Annotated in this window: 8 protein-coding genes; 1 reads left to right on the top strand and 7 read right to left on the bottom strand. The window is 51.1% G+C overall.

What is annotated here, in order from left to right; genetic code table 11:
- The first annotated feature begins 147 nt into the window (after window positions 1–147).
- Window positions 148–5,193 carry an RHS repeat-associated core domain-containing protein gene (locus ACL2XM_RS15600; RefSeq protein WP_413731193.1) on the top strand — a complete coding sequence of 1,682 codons (5,046 nt, stop codon included), beginning with the start codon at window positions 148–150 and terminating at the stop codon, window positions 5,191–5,193.
- Between the two features lie 86 nt (window positions 5,194–5,279).
- Here ACL2XM_RS15600 and ACL2XM_RS15595 read toward each other — a convergent pair whose 3' ends face one another.
- The 7 genes from ACL2XM_RS15595 to ampG form a co-directional block, all read right to left on the bottom strand.
- On the bottom strand, window positions 5,280–6,644 hold the full coding sequence (locus ACL2XM_RS15595) for an MFS transporter (protein ID WP_410016198.1): 1,365 nt from the start codon (window positions 6,642–6,644) through the stop codon (window positions 5,280–5,282).
- Between the two features lie 162 nt (window positions 6,645–6,806).
- On the bottom strand, window positions 6,807–7,697 hold the full coding sequence (cyoE, locus tag ACL2XM_RS15590) for a heme o synthase (protein WP_410016197.1): 891 nt from the start codon (window positions 7,695–7,697) through the stop codon (window positions 6,807–6,809).
- Between the two features lie 15 nt (window positions 7,698–7,712).
- On the bottom strand, window positions 7,713–8,048 hold the full coding sequence (locus ACL2XM_RS15585; protein WP_410016196.1) for a cytochrome o ubiquinol oxidase subunit IV: 336 nt from the start codon (window positions 8,046–8,048) through the stop codon (window positions 7,713–7,715).
- Entirely contained in the window at window positions 8,048–8,668 is a 621-nt protein-coding gene (locus ACL2XM_RS15580) for a cytochrome o ubiquinol oxidase subunit III (RefSeq protein WP_410016195.1), read from the bottom strand. Before ACL2XM_RS15580 ends, ACL2XM_RS15585 begins: the two co-directional genes overlap by 1 nt.
- Complete coding sequence (gene cyoB, locus ACL2XM_RS15575) at window positions 8,658–10,652, bottom strand: cytochrome o ubiquinol oxidase subunit I (protein WP_410016194.1); 1,995 nt, start codon at window positions 10,650–10,652, stop codon at window positions 8,658–8,660. Before cyoB ends, ACL2XM_RS15580 begins: the two co-directional genes overlap by 11 nt.
- 5 nt (window positions 10,653–10,657) lie before the next feature.
- Window positions 10,658–11,590, bottom strand: coding sequence for a cytochrome o ubiquinol oxidase subunit II (cyoA, locus tag ACL2XM_RS15570; RefSeq protein ID WP_410016192.1), 933 nt, complete (start codon window positions 11,588–11,590; stop codon window positions 10,658–10,660).
- A gap of 450 nt (window positions 11,591–12,040) precedes the next feature.
- On the bottom strand, window positions 12,041–13,528 hold the full coding sequence (gene ampG, locus ACL2XM_RS15565; protein ID WP_410016191.1) for a muropeptide MFS transporter AmpG: 1,488 nt from the start codon (window positions 13,526–13,528) through the stop codon (window positions 12,041–12,043).
- Between the last annotated feature and the right edge of the window lie 25 nt (window positions 13,529–13,553).

Here is a 13,553-nt window from a genome sequence, read left to right as displayed (position 1 = left end):
TTTAAGCCTTATTTCTTAATTTCTATAAATTTTTTCACGCGGGAATAAATGATTATACCTTTCTCACATTACGCGAAAAGTACTTATACCGTTTGTTACTCACTGTGAAAAATTTGTCATAATAGCAACAGTAGGTGAGGTGTCATCATGAGTAGACAATTTTCATCCCAGGCATTTAATTATAGCGATGCCAATCAAACCACGGTCAATCCGCGTACCGGCATGTTTAATGTTTATTTGCCCTTAGTGAACTTGGTGGGCAATGCGGGATTAGGGCCCGTTTTCCAGGTCGCGCTCAGCTATAATGGGTTTGGTAGCTTTAATTATGGTTTTGGCTTAGGATTTCATCTTGGCTATTCTTATTATGATACTGCCTATGGGATTTTAGTACTGAGTTCAGGTGAACAATATAGTGTCATCGAAACCCCACAAGGCATTGAGGTGATACAAAAAAAACTGACTAACTTCCATTTTGTTAGAACAGAAAACGGTTATCGGATTATATGGAAAAATGGCATAGTGGAAGAATTAGGCAGCCCGCAAAAGATGGACACGTTCAAAGTTGTCCTGAGGATTTACAACCCCTTTGGTTTAATGTTGATGTTTCAATGGGATATTGTCGACTCCAATACGATGCCTAAGTTGACTTCCATAGTCGACAATGATTTTGGGACCTTAAGAATTGATTATTTCAATCAAAGTGGTCTCCCCGAAGATCGGCTTACTTTAATAACTGCCTGGCCGGGCACCCAAGAATCTATTTCGTTCGCATTACGATTTGATGACCATAATAGTCTTAGCGAAGTGTTGACCTTAAGCGAAAACGAAATATTGGCGAGTTCCGAATTTGAATATACTAATTTTCTTCATTACCGCTTACTTACAAAAATGCATGCCGATCCTGATATTACGTATGAAATAACCTATGAAGATAGCGCAACGGTCTTCCCTACTAGCGCGTATTTACCGGCATTACCGAGAGTATCGAAAAAGGTAACAAGCATCGGCGGTAAAACTCCCCTCATCACCAGCAACTACACCTACTCTTTATCCAATTTTCTTGGCGGTCACTCCCCTGAACAATTTTGGGTACACTATCGTGACTATCTGCTTGAGCATAGTCAGTATCTTTTTGATTATCAATACTATCAACATGAAGAATATACAAACGGTGCTGATACCATTAGTATTCGATATGTATTTGATGTATTGCATAATGATATAGAAGTGATAAAAACGGTAACGCGTGACTCAAAAAGCTATGTCACTAAAAAAGAAACTGTGTTTAATTCTAATTTGACAGAGCCTTTTGATGCCCAGCCCAGTCAATATCAGCTGGCGTCCACTCAAAAAATAACCTACATATCTCCGGATAAAATCACCAGGGTGGAAACTACCGAAACGCGCTACGACGAAGGCGGCAACCTAGTTTGGCAGCAAAATCCCGATGGTATGATTATCGAAAATGAATATTATCAGAATAATAAGGAGCATCCAGAGACATTAGATCCCTGGGGGTTTGTACGCTATTTATATAAACAAACCATCAAACCTTCTAGTCGGGAATTTATTACTGAATATACAGTGACAGTACATGAATATGAAAGTTTTCCCTCAATAGATAATGCACCGGCCGCCTGGTCCATTGTTCCGAAAAAAAGCCACTTTTATGCCCATGAATCGGTGAAATCAGAAGAGGTACTTATCACCAGCGAGGAACTATTCTATATAAGCAGCCCTCTTAACAACAACCCAATGCATGGCAGGCTAGAACGGAGGGTCAAAACGTTTATCGATGGCGATCACAGCTATCCCGCCACCACACAATTTACCTATTTCTTGTCGGGTGTTATTTTAGTCATATCCAGGGATGACACCGGCTATGATGGCCTAGCCTATGCCACCGCCAGCAGAACCTCTTCTTGCACCGGACGCGTGCTGTCAGAAGTCGATGCGCAAAACAGTCAACACAATTATGACTATGATTTGTTGGGCCGTTTAATCCGGCACACGCAAAATCCCGGCACCGCCTATCAACGTATAAGCACACTAGATTACTACATAGAGAGAAACTGTGACGGTAATTTTGGGGTGACAACCACCACCGATGCTTCCGGCAATAAGATACGCAGCTGGTTTGATGGTCTAGGAAGGCCAGTTAAAAAGGCATCCAATAATATTGATCGCGCCGAAAGCGATGAATGGTTTGAGATCGAAAGTAAGGAATATAATGCTATTAGCCAGGTTTTATCTAATACCCTGACTGACCACTTTGTTCCCACACCTGATGAAATAGAAGAAAGCGTAAGTATTACAGCTACCATGGAATATGAACCTTGGGGAAATGTCAGCGTGATAAGACGCAGTGACGGAACCCATGAGGAAATACAGTTTGATCCGATTAAACTTCAGGCAACCTTGAAAAAATACAGTTCCACCGATCCTAATAAAAAACTTGGCGATATCAGGATCGATTTTAATATAGGGATGCAACCGCTAAAAAAATCATGTATTAGTCTTGATGGCAGCGTTTATTCTGAAACTAGCTCAAGATATGATGGCTACAGCTTGCTGCGTGAGTACAAAGACGAAAAAGGCTATGTCACCCATTACGAATATGATGCGTTTCATAGGCAAGTTATGGTAGGTTTGCCTGATAAAAATGCAACTTTACGAAAGTATGCCGTCCATACTGATAAACCCTGCGTAACCGAAGTTAGTGTACAAGATATACAGGAAAACGTGACGATATTAGGCACTCAGGCATTCGATAGTTTGGGACGTTTGAAGGAGTCCGTTTCTGGCGGGCGCAGATATACTTATGAATATATTGGTGCTAATCCTAAACCTAGCGTAGTAACCACCCCGGCGGGACAATCACTTGAATATCAATATATTCCAGAATTGGGCAATGTGGTCAGTTTAGTAGCCGATCGAAGTCTATACAAAGTATATTCCTGGAATACCCTGGCCGGGAAAATACAAGCTTCGACAAGTGAAAATGTTGACTATCCGGTAGGCCGGGGGCGGATTATGCAACGCTGGTTTTATTCACCTTCTGGGCAACTTGGGCAAGAAGATTTTTCTTCTGACATCAACGCTAGTATTAGATTCGATTGGACATTGTTGGGCGCTGAAAAAAAAGGTAGTCTGTCAGGGGATAATCCATCATTCACTTATGAACGTTCTTTTTGGTACTCTAAACAAACAGGTCAACAAATATTAGGTCAAAATATTAATTCTTACACTAAAACGGATTACGATGATTTTGGCCGCGTGGCCGAGTTAAACCATACCGATGGTTATGTTGATTTTTACGTTAATACCAAATTTTCCTATGATGAGTTCAGTCGTGAGTATAAACGTGAAATTGTTATGGGAGCGGATTTTCAAACCAATTTCAAGGAAACGAAACTAACAATAGAATATTTTTATGAACGAAATGGGAATATTCTTGATAAAAAGATCACTTTGGATGAAAAACTTGTAAACCATGAATTATACGAATATGACGAGTGTAACCGGCTTATTCATATGAAAAGTGAAAGCCAGGAGTTTGCCACGGATGCTTATGGTCAACAATTTGATGAACAGAATTTTTCCTACGATGCATTGAATAATATGACCCGCTGTCACACGCATTTTTTTTATGGAGATGATTATGCGGAGTTTCATTATGACAATCCGGATGATCCTACTCAATTGACCTCGGTCTCACACAGTGCTCCAGTCTATCCCCCGTTAATTTCACTCCACTATGATGCTAATGGGAGAATGGATGTGGACGAGGCGGGGCGTACATTGCAGTACGATATTCTCGGGCGGCTAGTAAAAGCCCATTCACCTGAGCATTCAGGTAATTATGATTATGATGGCATGGATCGCCTGGCAAAAGAAGAAATTGATCATCAGCCGGTGAGTAACATTATATACGAGCATAATACACCACAGTTGAAACGTGATGCTGATGCCAATGATACTGCCTGGGTTGCTAAATGGTTAAAGATATCAAGAGCCAACGGCTTTTTTGAAGACATGGCAGAAATGGCGAGAGATAGATTGCTAAATGTAGTTTTAACCGGCCGCGTAAGTTTTGACGTTACTGCCACCTTTAATACCGAACTCCATTTGTACACCCCATGGGGTTACCGTCAAACGGAGGATCCAGCCTTGCCGGGATTTAAGGGTGAGCTGCGCGATGCTATTACCGGCGCTTACCCATTGGGCAATGGCTACCGTTCATACAACCCGATTTTAATGCGCTTTAACAGCCCCGACAGCCTCAGCCCATTTGGTGCGGGGGGCATAAACCCCTACGTCTATTGCAACAATGATCCAATAAACGGCATTGATTTGGATGGTCACTTAAGCAGAAGATTAGCATTTACCGTTTTATTTAGTGTGATAGGGTTAGTGTTAGCCATACCTACCTTCGGCTACTCATTGGCGGCAGCCACCGCGGGCGTGATGGCCTTATATGGGGTGGCAGGTTTACTTGAGCTCACCTCCGCCGCGACCGGAATTGCTTCGGCTGCTTTAGAAGGATCGAATCCGCGTACATCAGCTATTCTCGGTTGGGTTTCATTAGGGACAGGCCTCGGTGGATTAGGAGCCTTGGGTGCGGCGGCGGCGGGTGCGAAGTTGTCGGTACTCGCTGCTAATAGGGCTGCATTGGCTGCGGGTGGGGAAATGTTAGGCGAAGATTTTATTATATTCAGAGGCTCGCAATATTCCGATCGATTAATCATTGACGCCCATGGGGCTCAACCATTTTTTAGTGGTGAACGTATTGAGGTTTCTGATGGCACCGCTGTCCGTTTTTTTGGGCGCGAAGGGCGATTTCTTAATGATCCTGGGTTGGTTGGCATTATGGATAGTAGCTATCAATCAAGGAATATTGTTCTTCCTGGGGCTTATGTAATTAATTATAATCTTATGCAATATCCAATTGAAGACAGCTTGGAAATCGAAGAACAAGCATATGAGACGCTATTCCATCTATCTCAACGGTATAATGTGGACGTCGTGTTCCCCGCCAGAGGCGTAATTGATTATAAATTTGCCAACTTAAATAGCCTTTTCAGTGAGCTAGGTAAGGCGGGTCTTCGTTATCAATATATTGATGGCGTCTTTTGCCGATTGAATCCATGGCGTTATTTTTGGGCTGCCGCAGATGATGCTATACACTTTTGAACCCTATACTCATATGCTTTCATTATCGGACAGCGCCTGGGATTTATTCAATCCAAGACCTAAGTAGAGACCCTAATAAATTTGGTTTATACCAAGCTTATCAACCGTTCGAGTTCTAATCGGCTGGTTTGCTTGGTATCAATTTTGATATAGGCGCTCCGTTCTTCCGCCACCACCACCACCTCGGTAACCCCAGGCTGCGCTTTCAGTCTTTCCGCCAGCGCGCCATCCTTAACCGCCAGTTCCGACAAGGTAATGCGCAGGCTGCTGACATAAGGCGGTTCCTTAAGCGAAATGCTGATAACCCACCACATCGCCGCCAGCGCCGCGCCAAAGGTAAATACCAGCCACGCCCCCTGCCATTGATACAATAATCCCCCCAGGCTACCGCCGGCCGCCACGCCGAGAAACTGGCTGGTGGAATAGACGCCCATGGCGGTGCCTTTATACCCGGCCGGTGCTTCTTTACTGATAAGCGAGGGCAGGATGGCCTCCATCACATTAAACGCCAGAAAAAAAATCTGGATGCCGGCAAATATCGTCCACAAATGCTGCCCCGCGGCCAGCAGCACGATTTCCGCCAGCAGCAACAGGGTAATGCAGATCATAAATACCCGCTTCATCCGCCGCTTAACCTCGGCGTAGATGATAAATGGCACTACCGCGGCAAAGGATACCAGCATGGTAATAAGATAGACTTTCCAATGATCGGCGGGCGCCAGGCCGGCCTTGGCCATCATCGGCGGCAGGGCGACGAAACTCGACATCAGCAGCGCATGCAGGCAAAAAATGCCGATATTGAGCTTAACCAGCTGGCCGTTGGCCAGCACCTTGCTAAAGCTTCCTCTGACGATGCCGGACTCGCGGTTAAGCATATGGCTATCCGCCGCCGGTACGATGGCCAGGGTGATGATGATGCCCGCCAGCGCCAGCAGGGCGATACCCCAAAACAGCGCATGCAGGCCCAGGGCATGGGTTATTATCGGCCCCAGCACCATGGCGATGGCAAAGGTGACGCCGAAGCTGACGCCGATAAATGCCATGGCTTTGGTGCGGTTCTGCTCGCGGGTTAAATCGGACAGCAGCGCCATAACGGCGGCGGCGATGGCCCCCGATCCCTGCAGCGCACGCCCTAAAATGACGCCCCAGATCGAATCGGTGAGGGCGGCGATAACGCTGCCCAGGGCAAACACCAGCAGCCCGCCGATAATCAGCGGCTTGCGGCCGACCCGGTCGGAGATCAGGCCGAAAGGTACCTGGAATAGCGCCTGCGCCAGGCCATAGATGCCGATGGCCAGCCCAATCAGGGCTTCGCTGGCGCCTTGTAATGCCATACCGTAAGTGGTCAGTACCGGTAGCACCATAAACATGCCCAGCATGCGTAACGAGAACACCGTACCCAAGCCCCAGGTGGCGCGCAGTTCGCTGCCGGTCATTTTAGTATCGTTCATTACTACCTCAAGAGAGCTACCCACATCATTTTAATGCGCCGTGCGAACCGGGTAAACGGAACGTCTTTTAACAGATGTAACAGATGGCGGCGAAAGGGTGTCGATGGCGGGGCAGGGGGCTGGCAAAACCGGGGCTTTGCCAGCCATAGGTCAATGCGGATTTTACCAGACGTACGATAACAGGCTGTTGCTGGCCGGGACCATAAAGTCCACGGACATCATCACGCTCAATGAGGTGATCGCCACGATGGAGAAAATAAACAGCTTGCGCGCCCAGACCTTGTCGTCGTTGGCCGATTTATAGCCCTGCAACGCCATGCCCAGCCACCAGACGCTGACCGCGGCCGCGACGATAAAATATTTATAGCCGGCGTAACCGCCCAGGGTCAGCATCAGCGTCGCCACCATAAACCCGATAATATACAGGGTAATATGGTTTTTGGTCACCGATATGCCGCGTTTTACCGGCAGCACCGGGATTGACGCCGCCTGGTAGTCCTTGAAACGGTAAATGGCGATGGCGTAAGAATGCGGCATTTGCCAGAGACTGAAAATCAGCAGCAGAATCAACGCGCCCATATCGAACCGGCCGCTGACGGCGCAGTAGCCGATAACCGGCGGCGCCGCGCCGGACAAACTGCCGATAAGGGTGCCATAAACTGACTTGCGCTTCATATACAGGCTATAAACGCCCACATAGACAATAAAGCCCGCCACCGCCAGCCACATGGCCAGCGGGTTGGCCGCCACGTACAGCAGCACAAAACCGGCGATACCCAACACAGTCGCGTAAACCAGGGTCACTTGCGGGGAGATAAGTCCTTTCACCAGGACCCGGTTCTTGGTCCTTTCCATTTTCTTATCAATGTCCCGGTCGATAAAGTTGTTGAAAACACAACCCGAGGCGACCACCAGCGAGACACCGATTAAGGTGGCGAAAAATAAGGCATGGTCAATTTGGCCTTTGGAGGCCAGCAAAAATCCGCCGATGACAGAAATTAAATTACCGAAAATAATTCCTGGTTTTGTTACTTGCAGGTATTGCTTAATCATCAGGATTACGCTCGGTTAATGGCTCATCAGGTTGTAGTTCAGATGCAGCATGACCCACAGGGAACCGACAACCAGAATGGCGATGATGAGTACGGCGAAGACCAGCGCCACCACGTTCCACCGCTGCTCGGAGGAGCGATCCAGATGCAGGAAATACACCAGGTGGACCATGATCTGCACCACGGCGCACAGCGCCAGTACGGCAATCAGTGTGGTCTTGGTCGCCGAGCCGTTCATCACCATGACAAAAGGAATGACGGTCAGGATGATCGACAGGACAAAACCGATGAGATACGACTTCAGGCTGCCGTGGCTGGCGCCGCCGTGCCCGGTTGTTGCATGACTACTCATTACATGGCCCCCATCAAGTACACCACGGTAAAGACGCATATCCAGATTACGTCAAGGAAATGCCAAAACAGGCTCAGGCACATCAACCGGGTCTGGTTGGTGGCGGTGAGGCCGCGTTTCGCCACCTGTACCATCATTACCGCCATCCAGATCAGTCCCGAGGTCACGTGCAGACCGTGCGTCGCCACCAGGGTAAAGAACCCCGAGAGGAAGCCGCTGCGGTCCGGGCCGTTGCCTTCGGCAATCAGGTGATGGAATTCATACAGCTCCATGCCGATAAACGCCAGTCCGAACAGGAACGTCAGGCCCAGCCAGGCGTTAACCCGGCTTTTATTGCCCTGGTTCATGGCAAGTATCGCCATGCCGTAGGTAATGCTGCTGAACAGCAGGCAGAAGGTTTCCACCAGCACAAACGGCAGTTCAAAGATTTCCTTACCCGACGGACCGCCCGCGGTGCTGTTAACCAGTACGGCATAGGTGGCGAACAGCGTGGCGAATAAAATACAGTCGCTCATCAGGTAAATCCAGAAGCCGAAGACCTTAATCGCCCCGGCGTCGTGGTGCCCATGGCCGGCATGGGCGTCTACATGATCGTGATTATGTAAGATCTCAGTTGACATTATTCAGGCCCGCTTCGCTGATTTGTTCAAAATGACGGTTTTCGATGCGTTCCACTTCCGCGACGGGCACGTAGTAGTCCACGTCTTCCTTGAAGCTGTGCACAATCCAGGTAACGATCATGCCGGCGAAGCCGATAATCGCCAGCCACCAGATATGCCAGATCATGGCAAACCCGAAGAACAGGCTGAACGCCGCGATCACCACGCCCGCGCCGGTGTTTTTCGGCATATGGATCGGCTCGTAGGACGCCGGTTTCTGGTAAGCGGTGCCGTCTTCCTTCATCTGCCAGAAGGCGTCGCGGTGATCCTGGACATCCGGCACCACGGCAAAGTTATAGAACGGCGGCGGCGAGGAGGTGGACCATTCCAGGGTGCGTCCGCCCCACGGGTCGCCGGTCAAATCGCGGTTCTGATCGCGCTGGATAACGCTCAGCACAATCTGGATGACCTGGCACAGGATACCGAGCGCGATTAACGCCGCCCCGCCGGCGGCAACCAGCAGCAAGGCATGGAACTGCGGGTCAATCTGCTGGCTCAGGCGACGGGTCATGCCCATGAAGCCCAGGGCGTACAGCGGCATAAAGGCGACATAGAAGCCGACGATCCAAAACCAGAACGCGCGTTTACCCCATTTTTCATTCAGGGTGTAGCCGAAGGCCTTCGGCCACCAGTAGGTCATGCCGGCAAAGCAGCCGAACACCACGCCGCCGATGATGACGTTATGAAAGTGGGCAATCAGGAACAGGCTGTTGTGCAGCACGAAGTCGGCGCCCGGCACCGCCAGCAGCACCCCGGTCATGCCGCCGATGGAGAAGGTGATGATAAAGCCGACGGTCCAAAGCATGGCCGAGTTAAAGACGATGCGGCCCTGGTACATGGTAAACAGCCAGTTGAAGATCTTAACCCCGGTCGGAATGGCGATAATCATCGTCATGATACCGAAGAAGGCGTTGACATTGGCCCCGGAGCCCATGGTGAAGAAGTGATGCAGCCACACGCAGAACGACAGGATGGTAATGGCGATGGTGGCCCATACCAGGGACGTATACCCGAACAGCCGCTTCTTGGAGAAGGTGGCCACCACTTCCGAGAACACGCCGAACACCGGCAGCACCAGGATATACACTTCCGGATGGCCCCAGGCCCAGAACAGGTTGACATACATCATCATGTTGCCCCCCATGTCGTTGGTAAAGAAATGGGTGCCGAGGTAGCGGTCCAGGGTCAGCAGCACGATGGTCACGGTCAGGATCGGGAAGGCGGCGATAATCAGCACGTTGGTGCACAGCGAGGCCCAGGTAAAGACCGGCATTTTCATCATCGGCATGTTAGGCGCGCGCATGCGCATGATGGTGGCGAAGAAGTTAACGCCGGTGAGGGTGGTGCCGATACCGGCTATCTGGATACTCCAGATCCAGTAGTCGACCCCGACGCCGGGACTGTACTCCTTGCCGGCCAGCGGCGGATAGGCGACCCAGCCGGTCTGGGCAAATTCGCCGATGCCCAGCGAGACGTTAATCAAGATCACGCCCACCACGAAGAACCAGAAGCTCAGTGAGTTCAGGAACGGGAAGGCCACGTCGCGCGCGCCGATTTGCAGCGGCACCGCCAGGTTCATCAGCCCGACCACGAACGGGGTGGCCATGAAGATGATCATGATGACGCCGTGGGCGGTCACCACCTGGTCGTAATGGTGCGGCGGCAGGAAGCCGGCCTCGCCGGCCGAGGCCAGCGCCTGCTGCGAACGCATCATGATGGCGTCGGCGAAGCCGCGCAGCAGCATGACGAACGCCACGATCATATACATGACGCCGATTTTTTTATGATCGACGGTGGTGAACCACTCTTTCCAGAGATATTCCCATTTACCGAAATACGTAATGCCTGCCACCAGCGCCGCGCCGATGACGATAATGGCGGCGACGGTGATCATAATGATCGGTTCGTGGTACGGAACCGAATCCAGCGTTAATTTTCCCAACATCGTAGTTATTCCTCGGTTCCCGCGTGAGAGTGCTCACTCATGCTCATGTCCATGTCCTTGTCCTGGGTCATGTCCATGCTCTTGCCCTTGCCCATGAATTTATCAATCACCGCATGGTACAAGTCAGGCTTAACGCTGGAGAAATACTCAACCGGATTGAATTCGCTGGGCGCGGCCAACTGTTCGTAGGCATCCATGGTGGTGAGCGTTTCCGGCGAGGCTTTAACTTTGGCCACCCAATCATCAAACCCTTGCTGGTCCGGCGTGGCAATCGCCTTGAACTTCATGCCGGAGAACCCCCTGCCGCTGAAGTTCGACGAGATGCCGTCATAGGAGCCGGATTCGTTGGCAATCAGATGCAGCGTGGCGTTCATGCCCGCCATGGCGTAGATCTGGCCGCCCAGGCGCGGGATAAAGAACGAATTCATCACCGAGTTGGAGGTGATTTCGAACCTGACCGGCACGTTGGTGGGGAAGGCTATCTGGTTGACGGTGGCGATGCCCTGCTCAGGATAAATGAACAGCCACTTCCAGTCCATGGCGACCACCTGGATGGTGATGGGCTTGGCGTCGGAGGCAATCGGCTTGCTGGGGTCCAGCGCATGGGTTGATTTCCAGGTAAGGAGCGCCAGGAAAATAATGATCAGGATCGGGACAGTCCACACCACCAGTTCCACTTTGCTGGAGTGGGACCAGTTGGGGCTGTACGTCGCCTGGGTATTGGACGCGCGATATTTGATGGCAAAAACCACTGCCATGACGATTGCAGGTACAACCACTAATAACATCAGCCCAAGGGCGGTGAGTATGAGTGAACGTTGCTCCAGTCCAATCTGTCCTTTGGGATTCATTAACGCCATATCGCAACCGCTCAGCAGGGCGGAGGCGCAAAACAATGACAGAATCCCTAAACTTTTATTGTATTTCCTGAGTCTCATCTAACGACCTCAATAAAAAAAAGGGCTTTAATGTCGTTTCTTGTGTGTGGGCATTTTACGGGAAGGTTGCAGTACTGTAAACACGCTTAAGCTTTTGTCAGAAACATGTTTCCGCTTTTTGCAAATGAAATCTTTGGCAACCGAAATTATAACAAAACATGAATACCCACAAAGGCTTAGAGAGAAATAAACCAAACCGCCGCTTTCTCCGCCTTAGAAAGAATAACACCGCAGTTTTAGTATCATTGCATTAACAATGCGGTAGCATTTTTAGACAAATAAACTACAAGCCGGCAAATATGACCGCTTGAAAATAGTAGATTGACTAAATTGTCACATTACTGGCATAAAAAAATATCGTATTCCGATACAAAAAATATGTCCCCGCTATCCGGGCTATTTTTTCGCCAGTTATTGCGTCGGCAACACAACGCTTATTTTTTAATCGACTCAAACGGCGTTTTTGGCGCGCCGCATTGATATAAAATCGCACCAGCACCCGCTTAGTATACCCAAAGCCAGCAACATCGCCCCTGATTCCCACAAAAAACCTGTAATGGACCCGGACGCCAGCCATCCCAGGGCCTGCAGCGCCAGCAGCAGCAGGCTTATGGCCAGCAGCGCCGCGCCCAGCATCAGCAGCCGCAGCGCCCAGCGATAGGGACCGATAAAACCGTCGCGCCGCAGGAAACTGTCGGTTTCCTGGGTAAACCGCAGGGTTTCACGGCATAACAGCAGCAGGAGCAGGCCGGGAAACGCGGCGATGATGGAAAAGACATAGAACCAGGCCCAGCCATGGAGCTCCACGAACCAGCCGGCGATGGGGCCGACATAGACCCGGCCCACCGCCGACAGCGCGGACAGCAGGGCAAACTGCGTGGCGGAAAAGGACTTGTTGCATAAAGTCATCAACAACGCCACGAAGGCTGCGGTTCCCATGCCGCCGCAAAGATTCTCGACAAAAATGGCCGCGCCCATGGTCAGGATATGCCGATCCGTAACCGCCAGCAGCCAGTAACCGGCGTTGGAGACCGCCTGCAGCAGGCCGAACAGCATCAGGGCGCGAAACAGCGACAGGCGCTGCATCAGCAGGCCGCCTGCCAGGGTGCCCACCACGGTGGCCAGCAGGCCGAGGGTTTTGTTGACCACCCCCACTTCCCCGGCGGCAAAACCGACGCCGCGAATAAGGAACGTGGTGCTAAGGCTGCCGGCAAAGGCGTCGCCAAGCTTATAAAAGACAATCAGCATCAGGATAAGCCACGCGTTATTGCGGCCGAAAAAATCCTTCAGCGGCGCCACCACCGCCTGTTCAAGGGTCGGCGGCGCGGGAACCGCGTCGTCCGGCTCCGGCGCCAGCAGGGCGACGATCACGCCGATCAGCATCAGTCCAGCCATCAGCCAGTAGGTGGCCTGCCAGCCCAGCAGCCGATCCGCCAGCCACAGGGCCAGCCCGCCGGATACCAGCATGCCGACGCGATAGCCCAGCACCGACACCGCCGCGCCGGTGCCGCGATCCTGCGGCGCCAGGAGATCGGTTTTATAGGCATCGAACACGATATCCTGCGAAGCGGAGCAAAACGCCACCCATACCGCCAGCAGGGCCATCAGCATGAGATCGCGCGACGGATCCCGGGTGCCCATGGCGATAAGCCCGGCCATCAGCAACAGTTGGGTTATCACCAGCCAGCCGCGCCGCCGGCCCAGCAGCGGCGGCTGGTATCTGTCCATCAGCGGCGACCAGAGAAACTTAAACACGTACGCCTGCCCCACCAGCGAAAAGAATCCGATGGTCTTTAAATCGACATCGGCCACCGTCATCCAGGCCTGGAGCGTGCCTGATGTGAGCGCGAGCGGCAGCCCCGAGGCGAAGCCCAGGCACAATAACATGAGGGATCGCGGCTGGGCGAGGGTGGCGAGGCTGAGCTGGTGATTAGGCATGGGCGGCTTTCTGCTGTCTCATTTG

The sequence above is a fragment of the Sodalis sp. RH20 genome, assembly GCF_047324205.1.
Taxonomy (GTDB): domain Bacteria; phylum Pseudomonadota; class Gammaproteobacteria; order Enterobacterales; family Enterobacteriaceae; genus Acerihabitans.
This window is presented reverse-complemented; position numbering and strand designations above follow the sequence as displayed.

Excerpts from the sequence above, each read along its gene's own strand:
- cyoE (WP_410016197.1), bottom strand. The coding sequence starts at position 7,697 with ATGATTAAGCAATACCTGCAAGTAACAAAACCAGGAATTATTTTCGGT.
- cyoA (WP_410016192.1), bottom strand. The coding sequence starts at position 11,590 with ATGAGACTCAGGAAATACAATAAAAGTTTAGGGATTCTGTCATTGTTT.
- ACL2XM_RS15595 (WP_410016198.1), bottom strand. The coding sequence starts at position 6,644 with ATGAACGATACTAAAATGACCGGCAGCGAACTGCGCGCCACCTGGGGC.
- cyoB (WP_410016194.1), bottom strand. The coding sequence starts at position 10,652 with ATGTTGGGAAAATTAACGCTGGATTCGGTTCCGTACCACGAACCGATC.
- ACL2XM_RS15585 (WP_410016196.1), bottom strand. The coding sequence starts at position 8,048 with ATGAGTAGTCATGCAACAACCGGGCACGGCGGCGCCAGCCACGGCAGC.
- ACL2XM_RS15600 (WP_413731193.1), top strand. The coding sequence starts at position 148 with ATGAGTAGACAATTTTCATCCCAGGCATTTAATTATAGCGATGCCAAT.
- ampG (WP_410016191.1), bottom strand. The coding sequence starts at position 13,528 with ATGCCTAATCACCAGCTCAGCCTCGCCACCCTCGCCCAGCCGCGATCC.
- ACL2XM_RS15580 (WP_410016195.1), bottom strand. The coding sequence starts at position 8,668 with ATGTCAACTGAGATCTTACATAATCACGATCATGTAGACGCCCATGCC.